The 16,738-nt window shown below is 53.7% G+C and carries 19 protein-coding genes; 7 read left to right on the forward strand and 12 right to left on the reverse strand.

Annotated features, from left to right (window positions below; translation table 11 throughout):
* Nucleotides 1–3: 3 nt before the first annotated feature.
* A complete protein-coding gene (purR, locus tag QMG44_RS05750) occupies nucleotides 4–1,029 on the reverse strand; it encodes an HTH-type transcriptional repressor PurR (protein ID WP_014169769.1) in 1,026 nt (341 codons plus the stop codon).
* A 297-nt stretch (nucleotides 1,030–1,326) separates the two neighbouring features.
* On the opposite strand from purR, the gene QMG44_RS05755 reads away from it, so the two are divergent.
* Nucleotides 1,327–1,416: a YnhF family membrane protein gene (locus QMG44_RS05755; RefSeq protein ID WP_032670423.1), complete on the forward strand. Its 90-nt coding sequence runs from the start codon at nucleotides 1,327–1,329 to the stop codon at nucleotides 1,414–1,416.
* A 163-nt stretch (nucleotides 1,417–1,579) separates the two neighbouring features.
* Nucleotides 1,580–2,746, forward strand: coding sequence for an MFS transporter (locus QMG44_RS05760; RefSeq protein WP_014169771.1), 1,167 nt, complete (start codon nucleotides 1,580–1,582; stop codon nucleotides 2,744–2,746).
* A 38-nt stretch (nucleotides 2,747–2,784) separates the two neighbouring features.
* On the opposite strand, the gene sodB is transcribed toward QMG44_RS05760, so the two are convergent.
* Both sodB and QMG44_RS05770 read right to left on the reverse strand, forming a co-directional pair.
* Complete coding sequence (sodB, locus tag QMG44_RS05765) at nucleotides 2,785–3,366, reverse strand: superoxide dismutase [Fe] (RefSeq protein ID WP_020884341.1); 582 nt, start codon at nucleotides 3,364–3,366, stop codon at nucleotides 2,785–2,787.
* 122 nt (nucleotides 3,367–3,488) lie between these two features.
* Nucleotides 3,489–4,262 (reverse strand): C40 family peptidase, encoded by a 774-nt coding sequence (locus QMG44_RS05770; protein WP_086532628.1) that lies wholly within the window; start codon nucleotides 4,260–4,262, stop codon nucleotides 3,489–3,491.
* 339 nt (nucleotides 4,263–4,601) lie between these two features.
* On the opposite strand from QMG44_RS05770, the gene grxD reads away from it, so the two are divergent.
* Nucleotides 4,602–4,949: a monothiol glutaredoxin 4 gene (grxD, locus tag QMG44_RS05775; RefSeq protein ID WP_003832760.1), complete on the forward strand. Its 348-nt coding sequence runs from the start codon at nucleotides 4,602–4,604 to the stop codon at nucleotides 4,947–4,949.
* A gap of 45 nt (nucleotides 4,950–4,994) precedes the next feature.
* On the opposite strand, the gene rnt is transcribed toward grxD, so the two are convergent.
* From rnt to eptA, 5 genes are all read right to left on the reverse strand, one after another.
* Nucleotides 4,995–5,645: a ribonuclease T gene (rnt, locus tag QMG44_RS05780; RefSeq protein ID WP_014169774.1), complete on the reverse strand. Its 651-nt coding sequence runs from the start codon at nucleotides 5,643–5,645 to the stop codon at nucleotides 4,995–4,997.
* Nucleotides 5,646–5,741: 96 nt separating this feature from the next.
* Nucleotides 5,742–6,149, reverse strand: a complete 408-nt coding sequence (gene gloA, locus QMG44_RS05785) for a lactoylglutathione lyase (protein ID WP_020884340.1) — start codon at nucleotides 6,147–6,149, stop codon at nucleotides 5,742–5,744.
* A gap of 100 nt (nucleotides 6,150–6,249) precedes the next feature.
* On the reverse strand, nucleotides 6,250–7,347 hold the full coding sequence (locus QMG44_RS05790) for an alkene reductase (RefSeq protein ID WP_086532627.1): 1,098 nt from the start codon (nucleotides 7,345–7,347) through the stop codon (nucleotides 6,250–6,252).
* Nucleotides 7,348–7,400: 53 nt separating this feature from the next.
* Nucleotides 7,401–8,000, reverse strand: a complete 600-nt coding sequence (locus tag QMG44_RS05795) for a TetR/AcrR family transcriptional regulator (RefSeq protein ID WP_014169778.1) — start codon at nucleotides 7,998–8,000, stop codon at nucleotides 7,401–7,403.
* Nucleotides 8,001–8,041: 41 nt separating this feature from the next.
* Entirely contained in the window at nucleotides 8,042–9,667 is a 1,626-nt protein-coding gene (gene eptA / locus QMG44_RS05800; protein ID WP_049022035.1) for a phosphoethanolamine transferase EptA, read from the reverse strand.
* Nucleotides 9,668–9,816: 149 nt separating this feature from the next.
* On the opposite strand from eptA, the gene QMG44_RS05805 reads away from it, so the two are divergent.
* The 3 genes from QMG44_RS05805 to sodC all read left to right on the forward strand — a co-directional run bounded on the left by QMG44_RS05805 (nucleotide 9,817) and on the right by sodC (nucleotide 11,599).
* Nucleotides 9,817–10,056: a DUF1289 domain-containing protein gene (locus tag QMG44_RS05805; RefSeq protein WP_020884337.1), complete on the forward strand. Its 240-nt coding sequence runs from the start codon at nucleotides 9,817–9,819 to the stop codon at nucleotides 10,054–10,056.
* Between the two features lie 48 nt (nucleotides 10,057–10,104).
* Nucleotides 10,105–11,001, forward strand: a complete 897-nt coding sequence (locus QMG44_RS05810) for an aldo/keto reductase family oxidoreductase (protein WP_014169781.1) — start codon at nucleotides 10,105–10,107, stop codon at nucleotides 10,999–11,001.
* A 79-nt stretch (nucleotides 11,002–11,080) separates the two neighbouring features.
* The gene (sodC, locus tag QMG44_RS05815) at nucleotides 11,081–11,599 is read left to right on the forward strand and encodes a superoxide dismutase [Cu-Zn] SodC (protein ID WP_020884336.1); all 519 of its coding nucleotides are present in this window, start codon (nucleotides 11,081–11,083) and stop codon (nucleotides 11,597–11,599) included.
* Here sodC and QMG44_RS05820 read toward each other — a convergent pair.
* The 3 genes from QMG44_RS05820 to QMG44_RS05830 are packed head-to-tail and all read right to left on the reverse strand — an operon-like array spanning nucleotide 11,578 to nucleotide 14,710.
* Complete coding sequence (locus tag QMG44_RS05820) at nucleotides 11,578–13,611, reverse strand: FUSC family protein (RefSeq protein ID WP_086532626.1); 2,034 nt, start codon at nucleotides 13,609–13,611, stop codon at nucleotides 11,578–11,580. The two genes, sodC and QMG44_RS05820, sit on opposite strands and share 22 nt — an antisense overlap.
* On the reverse strand, nucleotides 13,611–14,471 hold the full coding sequence (locus tag QMG44_RS05825; RefSeq protein WP_040017309.1) for an HlyD family secretion protein: 861 nt from the start codon (nucleotides 14,469–14,471) through the stop codon (nucleotides 13,611–13,613). Before QMG44_RS05825 ends, QMG44_RS05820 begins: the two co-directional genes overlap by 1 nt.
* Before the next feature lie 2 nt (nucleotides 14,472–14,473).
* Complete coding sequence (locus QMG44_RS05830; protein ID WP_020884333.1) at nucleotides 14,474–14,710, reverse strand: DUF1656 domain-containing protein; 237 nt, start codon at nucleotides 14,708–14,710, stop codon at nucleotides 14,474–14,476.
* Nucleotides 14,711–14,896: 186 nt separating this feature from the next.
* Between QMG44_RS05830 and slyA the strand changes: the two genes are divergently transcribed.
* On the forward strand, nucleotides 14,897–15,337 hold the full coding sequence (slyA, locus tag QMG44_RS05835; protein ID WP_014169785.1) for a transcriptional regulator SlyA: 441 nt from the start codon (nucleotides 14,897–14,899) through the stop codon (nucleotides 15,335–15,337).
* 35 nt (nucleotides 15,338–15,372) lie between these two features.
* Here the strand turns inward: slyA and QMG44_RS05840 are convergent, their stop codons facing one another.
* Nucleotides 15,373–16,734, reverse strand: coding sequence for a GGDEF domain-containing protein (locus QMG44_RS05840; protein WP_020884331.1), 1,362 nt, complete (start codon nucleotides 16,732–16,734; stop codon nucleotides 15,373–15,375).
* Between the last annotated feature and the right edge of the window lie 4 nt (nucleotides 16,735–16,738).

Below are 16,738 nucleotides of genomic sequence, written 5' to 3' on the forward strand. Positions count from 1 at the left end.
AGATTAACGACGATAGTCGCGGAACGGACCATCCGCAACGGAACGGCGTTCGATAAGACGCGGGTGAACTTCAATGGACTGAGACTCTTCACGCTTGTTGACGATCCTGTCCATCAGCATATTGAAGGCCGTTTCACCCAGCGAGTCTTTTGGCTGGTGGATGGTGGTCAGCGCCGGGGTAAAGAAGCGCGCGTTGCGCACGTTGTCATACCCGATCACGGAAATGTCCTGCGGCACGCGCAAACCCAGTTCATCGGCGGCACAGAGAGCACCCATCGCCATAATGTCACCGCCACAGAAAACGGCTGTCGGGCGATGCGACTGGGAGACAATCTGCTGCATTGCGCGGTAACCGGATTCAGGTTCAAAGTCACCCTGCACGATCCAGTTTTCCGGCACGGTAATCAGCGCCTCTTCCATTGCTTTCATAAACCCGGCCAGACGTCCGGCACCGGTGTTGCGCTCCAGTGGACCCGGGATCACACCAATCTCACGGTGACCGCGTTCAATCAGATAACGGCCTGCCATATAGCCGCCTTCAAACGCGTTATCGATGACGGAGTCGGTGAAGTCTGCACGTGCTTCGCCCCAGTCCATGACCACCATAGGAATATGGCGGTACTCTTCCAGCATCGAAAGCACGGACTCTGGATACTCTGAACACATCACCAGCAGGCCATCCACACGCTTTTGCGCCATCATGGAGAGATAAGCGCGCTGTTTTTCAATGCTGTTCCACGCGTTGCCCAGAATCAGGGTATAGCCTTTCTGGAAGCAGTTTTTCTCGACCGCTTCAATGATCTCGGCAAAATAGGCCGCTTCACTGCTGGTTGCCAGCAAACCAATGGATTTGGTGTGATTAACTTTGAGGCTGCGCGCCACCGCACTCGGTGAATAGTGTAATTCTTTGATTGCCGCCCAGACGGCGTTGCGCGTCTCTTCCGCCACAAAGCGGGTTTTGTTAATTACATGTGATACGGTTGTAGTGGAAACGTTTGCGCGTTTTGCTACGTCTTTAATTGTTGCCATTAAATGTCACTCCAGACCATATCCTAAACTCCTGAAAAACTTGAAGGTAAACGTTTGCCTTCTCTCACCCTTATCACGCAATCTTGAATTGCGGCACGCCGGGAAAACGACACAGGACGTCAGGAGGGGGTCAATGGCCGGTACGCTAATAAATTTAGCGTGGAATTTTGTCCTATCTTGATGAAAAGGGGAAGAGCTAAAGTGGTTATCAGTTTAAATCCAGGAAGATTTTTGAACTAAACTGTGTAAAAATGAGCAGGCTCACTTTTCGTGGGGAGATTAAAAGGAGAAAAATTGATGAGCTACGATCTGAAGTTTTCGCTGGTGACCACCGTTATTGTACTGGCTCTGATTGTTGCGGCGGGTCTGACGGCTGCATTGCACTGATTTACACGGAGGGAGAGCTCTCTCCCTCTCAGTTTTCCTGATTGTTACGCCTGCGGCAAAAATCTTTTGCCAATTTGTTAACTTCTCATTTTTTGTGATTGATGTCATGCTTTCGGCTTCTTTGTTCTGTGTCACGACATGACACGGCATCCGGAGTTGACGCATGAAAATCAATTTTCCCCTGCTTGCCCTGGCGATTGGCGCTTTTGGGATTGGCACCACTGAATTCTCCCCGATGGGGTTACTGCCTGTTATCGCCCGGGGCGTGGATGTTTCTATCCCGGCGGCCGGGATGCTCATCAGCGCCTACGCCATTGGCGTGATGGTGGGGGCACCGCTCATGACGCTTCTGCTTTCACACCGCGCGCGCCGCAATGCGCTGATTTTCCTGATGGCGATATTTACGCTGGGCAACGTGCTCTCCGCCATTGCTCCGGATTACACCACCCTGATGTTGTCCCGCATTCTGACCAGTCTTAACCACGGCGCGTTCTTTGGGCTGGGATCGGTTGTGGCCGCGAGCGTGGTGCCAAAACATAAGCAGGCGAGTGCCGTGGCAACCATGTTTATGGGTCTGACGATTGCCAACATTGGCGGTGTACCTGCCGCAACCTGGCTGGGGGAGGCGATCGGCTGGCGCATGTCGTTCCTGGCGACGGCCGTGCTGGGTGTTATCGCCATGGTGGCGTTGTACTTCTCCTTGCCGAAAGGCAGCGCTGGTGAACGTCCTGACGTCCGCAAAGAGCTGTCGGTACTGATGCGTCCGCAGGTGCTCTCCGCACTGTTGACCACCGTACTGGGGGCAGGCGCCATGTTTACCCTGTACACCTATATTTCACCGGTGTTGCACGATATCACCCACGCGACGCCTCTCTTTGTGACCGCGATGCTGGTGCTGATTGGTGTCGGGTTCTCTATAGGGAACTATCTCGGCGGGAAATTCGCCGATCGTTCCGTGAGCGGGACGCTGAAAGGCTTTTTAACGCTGCTGATTGTCATCATGATCGCCATTCCGTGGCTGGCGCGTAATGAAGTCGGGGCGGCGATGGCGATGGTTGTCTGGGGGGCTGCGACCTTTGCCGTGGTTCCGCCGCTGCAGATGCGCGTGATGCGCGTTGCTCATGAGGCGCCGGGTCTCTCGTCGTCGGTCAATATTGGCGCGTTTAACCTTGGCAATGCGCTTGGAGCCGCTGCCGGTGGTGCCGTCATTTCGGGTGGCCTGGGATACAGCTTTGTGCCGGTGATGGGGGCGATAATTGCCGCGCTCGGCCTGCTGTTAGTGATGATGTCTGGCCGTAAACAGCCGGAAGCAGCGTGCGCTGCTGAATAATGAAAAAACGCAGAAGGGCAACCCCTTCTGCGTGTCTCTTACGCGGCGAAGTTCTTCGCCACAAACGCCCAGTTAACCAGTGCCCAGAAGTGCTCCAGGTAGTTCGGACGCGCGTTACGGTAATCAATGTAATAAGCGTGTTCCCAGACGTCCACGGTCATCAGCGGCGTTGCGCTGGTGGTCAGTGGCGTACCCGCGTTCGAGGTGGAAACGATAGCCAGTTTGCCATCCGCGTCTTTCACCAGCCACGTCCAGCCAGAACCGAAGTTCTTGACTGCAGCATCCGTAAACTTCGCTTTAAAATCAGCAAAGCTGCCAAATGCTGCGTTAATCGCGCCAGCCAGTTCACCCGTAGGTTCGCCGCCTGCATTCGGTGCCAGGCAGTGCCAGTAGAAGGTGTGGTTCCACACCTGAGCGGCATTGTTAAAGACACCGCCCTCTGAACTGCGGACGATCTCTTCCAGCGTTTTGCCTTCAAAATCGGTGCCCTTGATCAGGTTGTTCAGATTGGTGACGTACGTCTGGTGATGTTTGCCGTAGTGATACTCCAGGGTTTCCGCAGAAATGTGCGGGGCCAGGGCGTCTTTTGCATATGGTAGTGCAGGTAATTCGAACGACATTGCTTCTCTCCTTATTGTTTTTTATGTTGCCAATAACCACACAGACAACAGGGACAGAATAGCAAATTGAAAGGGTATGCAAAAGAGGAACTTACCCTGCCACGGCTGTGGCAAGGCAGGGGTTAGCGAATGGTTTTTGGCGTCATCACGCGGCGTGCGCCGACATAGTGACGTACCCAGTAGTCTTCACTGAGAGAGGTTATCTGGATGTCCTGGCCGCTACGTGGGGACTGGATAAATTTCCCGTTGCCTACATATACGCCAACGTGGTCAGCCGTGCCGCGCCCCTGAGTGCGGAAGAAGACGAGATCGCCATTCTCCAGTTCACCGCGGTTGACCGGTGACGCGTCGCGCAGGTGATACATCTCATTGGCGGTACGTGGAATTCGGAACTTCACCAGATCTTTGTAAGCGTAATAGACGAGGCCGCTGCAGTCGAAACCGGTACGCGGTGAGCTGCCGCCCCAGCGATAGGGTTTGCCGATCTGCCCCATCAGTTTATTCAACGCCGTTTTTTGCGCTTTCTGCACGCGAACCTTATGCACTTCCGCTATTTTCGTGACCTTCGTGCATTTCGCTTTATGACCTTTGCGGGGGATGCATTTTTCCGTCACGAGATTAGCTGCAGTTTGCGAGGCTTTACTTTTGGTTGCGCGGGCAGTGCGGGAAGGTTTTGTTTTCGTCTTGCTGGAGGCGGTCTTTTTAGTCTGGGTGGTGGTCTTTTTCTTGTCGTTCTTGCTGGTGGTTTTTTTCTTACGGTCTGTGGTTTTGGCCAGATGCGTTTTTTGTACAGCAGAGTGCCGCGCCTGTTGAGAGGCGTTCGCCACTGGCGTGAAAGTGAGTGTTGTAAACAGTAAAGCACAGAGCGTGATCGAGATTTTATTTATCCGCGCCACTGGGCAGTCCCCTGATAAATGCAGGTCATCAATAATACCCGCGAATGATTTACAAAGCCCGTCGATTCTAATCTATAAAAACCCGATAAGTTAATAGCATTTTTCAATCTACAATCCTGTTTCGTTAGCAAGTGCAAAAAAATTCATCAATCTGTCGCACTATTGTTCACTCCCTAAACAAAACCCTGAGTGCCGCAGGGTTAAACACCATTTGCAATGCAACTTTTCATCACTCGCGGTAAAATAAGAAAGACGTGACAAAAATGTTATTTTCCGATGGCAGTCTGAACCGCTACAATGACAGACGAATGCCGTAACAGAAGTTAAAGGAAGCAAGACATGAGCACCACTATTGAAAAAATCCAGCGCCAGATCGCTGAAAACCCGATTCTGCTGTATATGAAAGGTTCTCCGAAGCTGCCAAGCTGTGGCTTCTCCGCGCAAGCGGTTCAGGCGCTGTCTGCCTGTGGTGAGCGTTTTGCTTACGTTGATATCCTGCAGAACCCGGACATCCGCGCTGAGCTGCCTAAATACGCTAACTGGCCGACGTTCCCACAGCTGTGGGTAGACGGTGAGCTGGTCGGCGGTTGCGATATCCTGATCGAAATGTATCAGCGCGGTGAACTGCAGCAGCTGATCAAAGAAACGGCTGCGAAGTACAAAACGGAAGAGCCAGACGCGGAGTAAGTTATCTGCGAAGACAAAAAAGCGACCTCATGAGGTCGCTTTTTTTTATTCTTCACTGTCACCCATAGGCAGCGGCCAGCCGCCCAGACGCTTCCAGCGGTTCACAATTTCGCAAAACAGTTCCGCCGTCCGCTCGGTGTCATAAAGCGCGGAATGCGCCTGCGTACCGTCAAACTCAATGCCTGCCGTAATACATGCCTTTGATAATACCGTTTGTCCCAACGCCAGACCGCTCAGTGCCGCGGTATCGAAGGTCACAAACGGGTGGAAAGGGTTACGCTTGAGCGACGCGCGCTCAGCGGCGGCCATGGTAAAGGTGTGATCGAACGTGGCGTTATGCGCCACCATAATGGCGCGGCTGCAGTTGCTCTCTTTCATGCCTTTACGCACCATTTTAAAAATGGCGTGCAGCGCGTCATATTCACTTACCGCACCACGCAGCGGGTTATGCGGATCGATGCCGTTAAAGGCCAGCGCCTCGGGCTGTAAGTTGGCCCCTTCAAACGGTTCAACGTGGAAATGCAGCGTGGTGTCCGGTGTAAGCCATCCCTGTTCATCCATCTTCAGCGTGATGGCGGCAATTTCAAGCAGCGCATCGGTTTTAGCGTTAAATCCGGCTGTTTCAACATCGATCACAACAGGATAAAAACCACGAAAACGGTCGCACAGACCGCTAAATTGAGCGTTATCGGACATCAGGGTCTCTTACATGGGGAAAAAAGCAGTGCGCATTATGGCAAATTTTGGATGGGGATGCAGTAAAAGTACGGGCGCATGTTGCGCCCTGCGGGATCAGTTGCCCAGACCGCGACCAGCGTCTTTGGCTTCAATCAGCTCGATTTTGTAGCCGTCCGGATCTTCAACAAACGCGATCACGGTGGTGCCGCCTTTGACCGGGCCAGCTTCGCGCGTCACGTTACCGCCGTTGCTGCGAATACGTTCACAGGCTTCGGCTGCGTTGTCCACTTCCAGCGCGATATGACCATAAGCGGTGCCCAGCTCATAGCTGTCCACGCCCCAGTTGTAGGTCAGTTCGATGACCGCTTCGTCCGTTTCCGGGCCGTAACCCACAAACGCCAGCGAGTATTTATATTCCGGGTTTTCGCTGGTGCGCAGCAGTTTCATACCCAGTACGTTAGTGTAGAAATCGACAGAACGTTGCAGATCGCCAACGCGCAGCATGGTGTGAAGTAGGCGCATAATTTCCTCATTAACCAATGGAATAGAATATCTATTTGAACAGAAACGATGTTTTAGTATAGCGGCGAAAGGTCGCCGCTATCAATGAGCAATGAAGAGATTACAGGGTAGGGTAGTCGGTATAACCTTCAGCGCCGCCGCCGTAGAAGCTTTCCGGACGCTGAGGGTTCAGCGCGGCTTTCTGCTGCAGACGGGCGACCAGATCAGGGTTAGCGATAAAATCGCGACCAAATGCAACGGCGTCGATCAAACCTTTGCTAATCAGATCTTCAGCTTTCTCAGGGGTATATGCACCTGCACCGATGATCACACCGTGGAAGCGTTCGCGTACTTTCTGACGGAAGGCTTCAGTGTAAGGCTGACCACCGGCCCAGTCTGGCTCGGACATATGCAGATACGCGATACCCCGTTTTGCCAGCTCTTCAATCAGATAAAGGGCATCCGCTTCTTCGTTCGGGCCGTTATCAACGTTCTGGAAAGAACCAATCGGGGAAACGCGGATACCAATGCGGTCCGGGCTCCACTCCTGACATACGGCATCCACCACTTCCAGCACCAGGCGCGCACGGTTTTCAACGCTGCCGCCGTACTGGTCGGTACGATGGTTAGAGGACGGTGACAGGAACTGGTGCAGCAGATAGCCATGCGCGGAGTGCAGTTCAACCAGGTCGAAACCGGCTTCACGCGCATTCGCCACGGCCTGGCGGAAATCGTTAACAATCCCCGGGATCTCGTCCAGTTCAAGAGCGCGCGGCATAGACGTATCAACGCGGATCGCATTGCCGTTTTCATCACGCAGCGAGGTGCGGGTGTTCGCGCTCAGGGCAGAGGCGGAAACCGGTGCCTGACCGCCAGGCTGGATGCTGCTGTGAGAGATACGACCGGTATGCCACAGCTGGACGGCAATACGACCCTCTTCAGCGTGAACGCCAGCCGTGATTTTTTTCCACGCGGCAATCTGTTCCGGGCTGTGCAGACCTGGTGCGCCAGCGTAACCCTTAGCCTGAGCAGAAATCTGGGTGGCCTCGGTGATGATCAGGCCAGAGCTTGCGCGCTGACGGTAATATTCACCCATCAACGGGGTAGGGATATCACCCGGCTCAATGCTGCGCAGACGGGTAAGCGGGGCCATGAACACACGGTTTGGCGCGGTAACGGCACCCACTTTCAAGGGGGTAAATAATTTTTCAGCGGACATAAAGGCTCCTGAGTAGACCAGTCGTCTAGTAATTACGTAAATAAAAACGCCTGCTATACGCGAGGCGTAGTAATGCTGCTTTTTACATGTGCCAGTGCGCTTTCAAGCGGCACCGCACTGCGTGAAATCTTGGCCTGCAGGTTCGCGCCTAACCAGAGGGCGTATAAAACCTGCGCCTGGGTTAAAGGTTCGCCGGGAAAAGTCAGCGTTTTTTCATCGCGGCCTTTCTCCAGCGCCTGTGCCATGAGGGCGATAACCCCGCGGGCCCCTTTATCCATTGCTGTGCGCATATCTTCTGAAAGATCGCACACTTCGGCAGAAAGTTTTACCGTCAGGCAACCGCTGATGATGCCCTGCTGACAGAACTGGTTCAGCGTTTCCTGATAGAAGTGCAGAACACGATCGCGATAATTACCTTCGCCCGTGGCAAAGTGCGCTGCCAGGCGCTGATGGTAGCTGGCATAGTGCCGCTCCAGCATTGCCACGCCAAACGCCTCTTTGGACCGGAAGTAGTGATAAAACGACCCCTTCGGTACCTCAGCGGTTTTTAATAACTCGCTCAACCCCATACCGGTGAACCCGCGATGCATGCAAAGTCGCTCGCCGGTCGCCAGTAAATGTTCTCGGGTATCGTGTTCTGTATTTCTGCTCATGGCCGCACTCTAATAGACCGTTCGGTCTATTGCAAGCGTGTTCAGTGGCGACATGCGTTCAGAATATCCAGCTGCTGTTGATAAACCTTTGATTTAATGTCCATCATACCCAATACGGTAGAGAACAAATTGTCCTGCGAAACCGCATTTTTTGCTGCATAGTCACGTAAACACTGCGCGTTGACGCCGAAATTTTTCGCATAGTCTGGTGATAACCAGAACATAAACGGAATGTGCGTTTGTTGCTCTGGTGCCAGCAGATACGGCGTGCCGTGCAGATAAATCCCGCTTTCGCCCAGCGACTCCCCGTGATCCGAAAGATAAATCAGGGCGGTATTCATGCTCGCCTGACGCGCTTTCAGGGCATCGATGGTTTTGCTGACCATGCTGTCGGTATACAGGATGGTGTTGTCATAGGTATTCATCAGCGCCTGGTGATCGCAATCCTGAATTTCATTGGTATCGCAGGTTGGCGTAAATTTGCGGAAATTATCCGGATAACGGCGATAGTATGCCGGGCCGTGGCTGCCCATCAGGTGGATGACCAGTACGGAGTCTTGCTTCAGGCCATCCAGAACATTGTCCAGACGGGTGAAGTTCACATCGTCAATGCAGGAGTTGTCTTTGCAGAACTGATCGAGTTTCCACTGGGTCATGTCGGTATGGGGAACACGATCGCAGGCACCTTTACAACCGCCATCATTGTCACGCCACAGCATATTGATCCCCGCATGGGCGAGCACGTCCAGCAACCCTTCCTGGTGATGGGCCAGATCGGCATCGTATTTACTGCGCGTCATACCGGAGAACATGCAGGGCACGGAGACGGCTGTTTCGGTGCCGCAGGAGGAGGCCTGCGGGAAGTTAATCACATCCTGCTTTTTCAGCTCGGGGTTTGTTTCACGCCCGTAGCCATTCAACGAGTAGTTCGCGGCGCGTGACGCTTCACCGATGACCAGCACCAGAACGGTTTTCTTTTGTTGGCCTGCAATCAGCGGCCCTTTATGGGCATCTTCACCGATCCGGACCAGCGTTTGATCGCCTGCAAACCAGCGCATTTTGCTGTATTTGACCATCGCGCTGACATAGTTAGCGGGGGTCACCATTTTGACGATGCTTTTGTTATTGCGAAACAGCGACGCGTAGTCTTTATAAAACAGGGCGGCGATGAGGATGATAACCAGCAGGGCGCCGAGCATTGCGGCAAAACGGGTCAGCAGGGCGTACCACCATTTCCCGGTGCGAATGCGGATCATGGCCAGCACCACGGACGGAACAAGACCGGCAACGACAATCCACAGGATCATCTGCGGCGTCACCAGGGCGGTGGCTTCCTGAGAGTTGGTTTCGAACACGTTAACAATCATGTTCTGATCGATAACCGCGCCGTAGGTATACATAAAGTAGGTCGCGGCGGCGCATCCGACGGTCAAGACAATCAGCAGCGGTTTACGAATAAACGGGATATTAAGCAGACTAAAAACAATGACCCAGCCGCAAAACAGCACCAGTGGAACGGACGCGGCAAAGAGGACGTCATGGATATGCGCGGGCGCGATAATAGCCCAGCTACGCTGAATAAACAGCGCGTTTAATACGGTAAAGAAAAGTGCACAGCCCAGAGTAAATTTTATGTCGTTACATTGTAACTTTTTGATTAGCCACATCGATCAGAAAACCTGCAATTTTAATGATGGGGCGAGTATAGAGAACGAAGATTAGTGAAACCTTAATGCCACAAAACTGTGGTAAAGCCCTTGCACGCGGGACGTTTAGCGTCTTCACTGTAGGTGATAGTCGTTATCGGGAGGTGAGTGTGGCAGAGCAACTGGAGTTTTTCCCCATCCAGAGCCCGTGCCGGGGTATTTGTCAGGTGGATGAACGCGGATATTGCCGTGGCTGCATGCGCACGCGCGATGAGCGTTTTAACTGGCAACACTTCAGCGACACGCAGAAACAGGAGGTGCTCCGTCTCTGTCGACAGCGACTTCTGCGCAAAATACGCGCAAACAAAGCCGGTGACACCGAAGAACCCCAGCAACCTTCACTGTTTTAACACGGTAATTGCGTATACTCATGACATCACGTCCTTGAGGAAAATGTTATGGTTCAGCGAATTACCCTTGCCCCCCAGGGGCCAGAATTCTCCCGCTTTGTGATGGGCTACTGGCGCCTTATGGACTGGAATATGTCCCCCCTCCAGCTGGCAAGCTTTATTGAAGAGCATCTCGACTTAGGGATCACCACGGTCGATCACGCTGATATTTACGGTGGCTATCAGTGTGAAGCCGCGTTCGGCGAGGCACTCAAACTGGTTCCTGCGTTACGCGAACGCATGGAGATCGTCACCAAATGCGGGATTGCCACGACGGCAAAACCGGAACATGCTCTCGGCCATTACATTACCGACAGCGCGCACATCATTAAGAGCGCCGAACAGTCGCTGGTTAACCTGGCGACCGATCATATCGATCTGTTGCTGATCCACCGCCCCGATCCGTTGATGGATGCCGATGAGGTGGCCGAAGCGTTTCTGAATCTGCATCAAAGCGGCAAAGTGCGTCATTTCGGCGTATCAAACTTTACCCCTGCACAGTTTGCGCTGCTGCAGTCTCGTCTGCCGTTTACCCTGGCCACCAACCAGGTTGAAATTTCTCCGGTTCATCAGCCGCTGTTGCTGGATGGCACGCTCGATCAGCTTCAGCAGTTGCGTATCCGTCCGATGGCGTGGTCGTGTCTGGGCGGCGGACGTCTGTTTAATGATGATGAATTCCAGCCGCTGCGCACTGAGCTTGAGACCATTGCCCGCGAACTGAATGCCGGGAGCATCGAACAGGTGGTGTACGCGTGGATCCTGCGTCTGCCGTCAAAACCACTGCCGATCATTGGCTCGGGCAAAATTGAACGCGTACGCGCCGCCATTGCCGCGGAAGAGTTGCAGATGACCCGTCAGCAGTGGTTCCGCATCCGCAAAGCGGCGCTGGGTTACGACGTCCCGTAACCGGTAAAACGTGACTTTCCGGTGAAATCTTTGCCCCTGGTATAAACTTAAGGGGCAAAAAACAACCCGTGGAGGTCATATGAAGCGTTTTACTCTGGCTCTCGTCACGCTGGTGGTCTGTGCAGGTGCGCAGGCGGCCAGTGATGAAGTGGAAATGAATCTCGTCACCTCTCAGGGTGTAGGTCAGTCCATCGGCACGGTGAAAATCACTGAAACCGACAAGGGACTGGAATTCGCGCCCAATCTCAAAGCCCTTCCTCCTGGTGAACATGGTTTCCATGTCCATGCCAACGGTAGCTGTCAGCCCGCATTAAAAGAGGGTAAAGCCTCGGCTGCGGAGGCGGCAGGCGGCCACCTCGACCCACAACATACCGGTAAGCATGAAGGTCCTGACGGTATGGGACATCTGGGCGATTTGCCGGTGCTGGTGGTGAATAACGACGGCAAAGCCACGGATCCCGTCGTCGCGCCGCGGCTGAAAAAGCTGGATGAAGTGAAAGGCAAGGCGCTGATGATCCACGTCGGCGGCGACAATATGTCCGATCAGCCAAAACCGCTTGGCGGTGGCGGGGCTCGCTATGCCTGCGGGGTGATGTGATCCCCAATTGTACCCGGAGCCGGTGCCTGTTCCAGCTGCGACAGTGAGCAGTGCAGGCGCCAGATTATCGAGGCTAAATCTCGTGCTGCAGGCGAGTGGTGGTGCGCAAGGGTATCGCAAATTCGCTGAAGTTCAGCAAGCGTGGTTTCCAGTGGCCGTTGCTGGACACCGCGTTCGCTCATGACATCGCGTAGCAGGGTGATGCAGACATCACGAACCTGCGACAGCGGGTCGGACCGTGTTTCCCATGCCCTAAGTTGCCAGACCACGTGAGAGCAGTTCAACAGCACCACGCCCCAGCGCAACAGCCAGCGGCGCGAAAGGGAGTCCTGGCTGTTATTGAGCTGGCTGACATAGTGATAGACCAGCGATTCATACTCACTTTCACGTAAATGCGGTTTTCGACTCAACTGGTCGACAAAACCTCTGCGTAACTCGCGGATATGCCGGCGACTCTTGCGCGCATCTGAACCCGGACGTAACACCGCAAATGCCAGCCACGCCAGCCCAACGCCAAGGATCTTCGCCAGATTGTCATTGAGAAAATCGGCGTAGTCATAAACCGGCGGGTTAGTGACGGAGATAAACGAGCCCATAAACACAATCAGCTGTCCCCACAGCCCCGCGAGTTTGGGCATTTGCAGCTTCAGCAGCTGCATGGTGGTTAACAGCGGGAACAGGAACAGAAGGAACTGCCACAGGTCGCTTATCTGCACCATCAACCCAAACTTCACGGCAAAACTAAACAGCGAGAGCAGCACCAGGGTGCGCAGCAGCAGCGTGAGGGAGTTGAACGGTGACGCGGCGACGGAGTACAGCACGCAGCTGATAGCAGCAAGCGTCAGGGCCGCAGGGCCTGACTCCCACTGGGTGGTGATACTCCACGCGCCAACCAGCGTGAGCGCGCAAAAGGTACGAAAACCACTCCACAGTGCCTCCATCAAGTCTGTGTGTCGTGCCAGCGCCGGGCTACCGGGGACAGCGAACTCGGTGACCGGGGTGGCATTTTCCACGGCGTTAATCCAGCGGCTGCTGCGCAGATACAACCGGCAAAAATAGTTGAGACGCTGCCAGAAGGCGCGGTGACGGTAATCGTACTCATCAACTGGCGCGAGCGGGGCGATAATCTTCGCGACGGTGTAGATGTCGGCATCCGGGCGTGCAAGCGCCGCAAGCAGCGTTTCAATCACGGCGCGCGTATGTGCAGGGGGCGTGGGCCAGTTGAGCAGCATCCGGCGCAGGCTGGAGATTGAACTGGTCATACGCAACTGCTGATGCAACAGATAGTTCAGCAGGGTGTTCTGACGACGAAAGCGATAGTGGCTCCAGAAGGCCTGAATGCGTAACAGATTCATGGTCAGGATCTGGCCGATCACCTTTTCGTGCGCGAGACGGATGTCGTCGTTGGTATCCGGTTGCCAGAGCAGGCTTGCGTGCTCCAGTAAACGGGTATGCATGGTCTTCAGGGCGGTAATAAGCGCGGTGCCATCGGAAGTGCTCGGCAGGATCATCATCATGAAACCGCCGCTCAGAATACCGACAATCACTTCGCAGACGCGCGCCTGAGCGATGTCCCACAGCTCGGTGGTATCGAGCACATTCACCACCGGAAAGGCGATAATGGCGGCGGTATAGCCGGCCAGCTGGAAGGCATAGGCAACGTTATTCGTAAAATGTGCGCAGGCCCAGGTACAAAAGCCCAGCCATATCGCCATGCTCAACAAAAAAAGCCACGGATCGTTCAGCGTATGACCTGCAATGATTAACGCTGCGGTGGCACCCAACAGGCTGCCGGCAATACGTCCAAGACTCTTGCTGATCACCCCGCCGACGGTGGGGAAACTCACCACCGCGGCAGAGGTCATTGCCCAGTAGGGCTGATCAAGGTTGAGGTAATAGGCAACAGTCAGCGCCAGACACATCGCAATGCCATTACGCAGCGCATAGCGCCACTGCGGACGTGTCGCTTTCATCCACGGCGTATTTCGCCAGGAGAAGGCCTGCAGTTTCATCAACGGGTCCCGATGGCGACGGTGCAGGTTGTGCCGGAGACCAGCGTTATGCCCTGCGGTAAATGGTCAAACTCCACACGAACCGGTACGCGCTGGGCCAGACGCACCCACGGCACGTTCGGTTTGATGTCCGGTACCAGGCCTGAATCCATTTCAACACTCTGATCGTAAATGGCGCGGCCAATGCTGGAGACGTGACCCTGTAACCGCTGCGAGCCGCTGTAAAGCGTAATGGTAGCGGGAGACCCTTCGCGAATATGGCGAAGCTTGGTCTCTTCAAAATAACCCACCACATAGAACGAGTGGCTGTCGACAAGGGCGAAAACGGGTTGCCCGGCGGTGGCATAATTCCCCACGCGGGCTGACAGGTTGGTGATCCACCCATCGACTGGCGCGGTAATAACGGTTTGTGTCAGCTCCCACTGCGCCTGTTTGAGCGTAGCCTCCGCGACGTTCACGCTCGCCTGCATGGCCTTAACGTTGATATTGGCAGTATCTAAATCTTCTGCGGAAATGTAGTTGCGCGACAAGTGCCGGCGGCGATTGGCTTCGTTATTGGCTTTTGCTAAATCAGACTGGGCCTTCGCCAGCTGTGCCTGGGCGTTAAGGATCGCAATATGATAGGGGGTGTCGTCGATACGGAATAACACGTCACCCTTTTTAACGTACTGGTTATCTTTCACAACAAGCGTCGTAATGCTGCCCGAAACCTGTGGGGTAATGCTGACCTGCTCAGCCCGCACTTTGCCGTCACGTGTCCAGGGTGACTGCATATAAAAATTCCAGAGCCACCACCCGGCAACCAGGGCCAGAGCAAGAACAATCAGCGTGGAAAAGTACTTCAGCGTTTTCAGGGGCATATTCACCACACAATCAAGACAGCTAGGCCCAGGCATACGGAAAGGGCAAACAGGGAGAGGTCCATTAACATGGGGTGCCAAATCTCGCCGGAGTACATCCAGTCGCGAAGCAGGCGATGGGCTATGAGCCAAATCATAAAGCCGACCAGGACGGCCTTAAACAAGGGCGGAAAGTAGACTGACGCACCGAAAATCAGGTCCTGAAGGGGGAGTCCCACGGAGCTTTGAAAAAACGTCACGGGCAGAGATCCTTTGCAGTGAACAAAATGCCGCGAGGGCGAGTCTTAATCTGATGGAACATCACAATTCAGTGTAAGTCATCCTTTTAAGTTCGATGAATGCAGTATTGCATTTGTTTTGCCAAGACAAATGCTGCACACTATTCTAAAATCAGTATAATAACTTAGCAAGCTAATTATAAGGAGATGAAATTGGAATCGCCATTAGGTTCTGATCTGGCAAGGTTGGTACGCGTCTGGCGTGCTCTGATTGACCATCGCCTGAAACCTCTGGAATTGACACAGACGCACTGGGTCACGCTGCATAACATTCATCAGCTGCCACCCGACCAGTCACAAATTCAACTGGCAAAAGCGATCGGCATTGAGCAACCGTCACTGGTACGTACGCTTGACCAACTGGAAGAGAAAGGACTCATCTCCCGGCAAACCTGCGCCAGCGATCGTCGCGCTAAGCGGATTAAGCTCACTGAGAAAGCGGCCCCTATCATTACTGAAATGGAAGCCGTTATCACCAAAACGCGCGGCGAAATCCTTTCCGGGGTTTCACCCGCAGAGCTTGAACTGCTCATCAGCCTCATTGGGCGCCTTGAGCAGAACATCCATGAGCTGCAGTCACGCGACTGACACCATCACAAGGCCTTGCAGCAGCAAGGCCTTTTTTACCTCGACACAACGACACGGTTACGCCCGGTCTCTTTCGCTTCATACATCGCCTTGTCAGCATTCTCCACGCACGCTTCAGCGGTCGTCGTCGGAGAGGTGGCGGTAAATACCCCCATGCTAATCGTGATGGATTCAGGTAACTGACCGCCGCTGCTGACCTTATCAAAACTGCTCAGCTTTAGCCGTATGCGTTCAGCCACCTGGTACGCTGCTTCCGACGAAGTATTGGTCAGCATCAGGACAAATTCTTCCCCACCAATACGTGCCGCGATGTCCTGTGGGCGGACGGAATCCATCAGCAGGTTGGCGACAAACTGCAATACTTTGTCTCCCTGCAGATGGCCGTAGCAGTCGTTGATGCGCTTAAAACGGTCGAGATCGCTGACAATAACCGACACAGGGTGGTTGGCTTTGCTGATGCTGAGTGCCTGATTTAAGGCGTCGTAAAAATAACTGCGGTTGTAAAGGCGCGTCAGCGGGTCGCGGATCGAGTTCTGATAAGACTGCTGATACTTTATGTGCGAGTCGCGATACAGGTTAAAGACGTCGTACAGCAGGACAAAAATAATCATCAGCGTCGCCACGGTTTCGAATAAGCGAGCGTGATACCAGGACGTGTCCTCAGCATGCCCGCCGGCTAACAGTAATGAGAGCGTCAGGACATAACAAACACATAAGAAATTACCGCCAACCCAAAAAAGATTCCGCACCCGGGTAATCGTCATTAACGTTGCTAACGCCACAACCCAGAGAAGAATCAAAAAGATATTTATGACCTGGCTCCAGAGAACCATAAATTGCCGGGTTTCATTATCCACCAGATCCAGCGTTATCAGTGCCGAGTGGCTGGAGCAGAACCAGGCCAGGGCGACCATAGAAACCGTAAACAGCAGTGTACCGATAACCACGGCAATATGCGCGGGGCGTGAAAGGGGATAATCCCGAATAGAATAGAGCAAGGCTGAGACTATTATCAGCACCGCCATAAGAATATGACGGAACATAAAGAAGATCATGGCGTCGTTATAGTCGACAACATTGAACTGATAGAGATCCAGCCATGATGGGAAGCTGGACAGAGTACCGGCCATCAGCATCGTCGAACCGGCGAAGGCCGAGGCGAGGGCGATAAGGTACAACCGCCGTCTGTCACACCAGTATTTCATGACCATGAAGCAGGCAATAAACAGGTGGAATACCAGCAAAAATATGGTAAGTGTCGGGAATAGCAGCGGTGAGAATGAAGGGACTAATTCAACCAGTTTTACAAAGAGACCTTGTAATATTCCAACGACGACGATGCATCCAAAACAGAATGTAATATAAGGGTTCTTAAAATATCGTTGTAGTGCAAGCATAGGG

The sequence above is a fragment of the Enterobacter sp. 200527-13 genome, from assembly GCF_027924865.1.
GTDB lineage: Bacteria > Pseudomonadota > Gammaproteobacteria > Enterobacterales > Enterobacteriaceae > Enterobacter > Enterobacter ludwigii.

Excerpts from the sequence above, each read along its gene's own strand:
- purR (WP_014169769.1), bottom strand. The coding sequence starts at position 1,029 with ATGGCAACAATTAAAGACGTAGCAAAACGCGCAAACGTTTCCACTACA.
- QMG44_RS05755 (WP_032670423.1), top strand. The coding sequence starts at position 1,327 with ATGAGCTACGATCTGAAGTTTTCGCTGGTGACCACCGTTATTGTACTG.
- QMG44_RS05760 (WP_014169771.1), top strand. The coding sequence starts at position 1,580 with ATGAAAATCAATTTTCCCCTGCTTGCCCTGGCGATTGGCGCTTTTGGG.
- sodB (WP_020884341.1), bottom strand. The coding sequence starts at position 3,366 with ATGTCGTTCGAATTACCTGCACTACCATATGCAAAAGACGCCCTGGCC.
- grxD (WP_003832760.1), top strand. The coding sequence starts at position 4,602 with ATGAGCACCACTATTGAAAAAATCCAGCGCCAGATCGCTGAAAACCCG.
- rnt (WP_014169774.1), bottom strand. The coding sequence starts at position 5,645 with ATGTCCGATAACGCTCAATTTAGCGGTCTGTGCGACCGTTTTCGTGGT.
- gloA (WP_020884340.1), bottom strand. The coding sequence starts at position 6,149 with ATGCGCCTACTTCACACCATGCTGCGCGTTGGCGATCTGCAACGTTCT.
- QMG44_RS05790 (WP_086532627.1), bottom strand. The coding sequence starts at position 7,347 with ATGTCCGCTGAAAAATTATTTACCCCCTTGAAAGTGGGTGCCGTTACC.
- QMG44_RS05795 (WP_014169778.1), bottom strand. The coding sequence starts at position 8,000 with ATGAGCAGAAATACAGAACACGATACCCGAGAACATTTACTGGCGACC.
- eptA (WP_049022035.1), bottom strand. The coding sequence starts at position 9,667 with ATGTGGCTAATCAAAAAGTTACAATGTAACGACATAAAATTTACTCTG.
- QMG44_RS05810 (WP_014169781.1), top strand. The coding sequence starts at position 10,105 with ATGGTTCAGCGAATTACCCTTGCCCCCCAGGGGCCAGAATTCTCCCGC.
- sodC (WP_020884336.1), top strand. The coding sequence starts at position 11,081 with ATGAAGCGTTTTACTCTGGCTCTCGTCACGCTGGTGGTCTGTGCAGGT.
- QMG44_RS05820 (WP_086532626.1), bottom strand. The coding sequence starts at position 13,611 with ATGAAACTGCAGGCCTTCTCCTGGCGAAATACGCCGTGGATGAAAGCG.
- QMG44_RS05825 (WP_040017309.1), bottom strand. The coding sequence starts at position 14,471 with ATGCCCCTGAAAACGCTGAAGTACTTTTCCACGCTGATTGTTCTTGCT.
- slyA (WP_014169785.1), top strand. The coding sequence starts at position 14,897 with ATGAAATTGGAATCGCCATTAGGTTCTGATCTGGCAAGGTTGGTACGC.
- QMG44_RS05840 (WP_020884331.1), bottom strand. The coding sequence starts at position 16,734 with ATGCTTGCACTACAACGATATTTTAAGAACCCTTATATTACATTCTGT.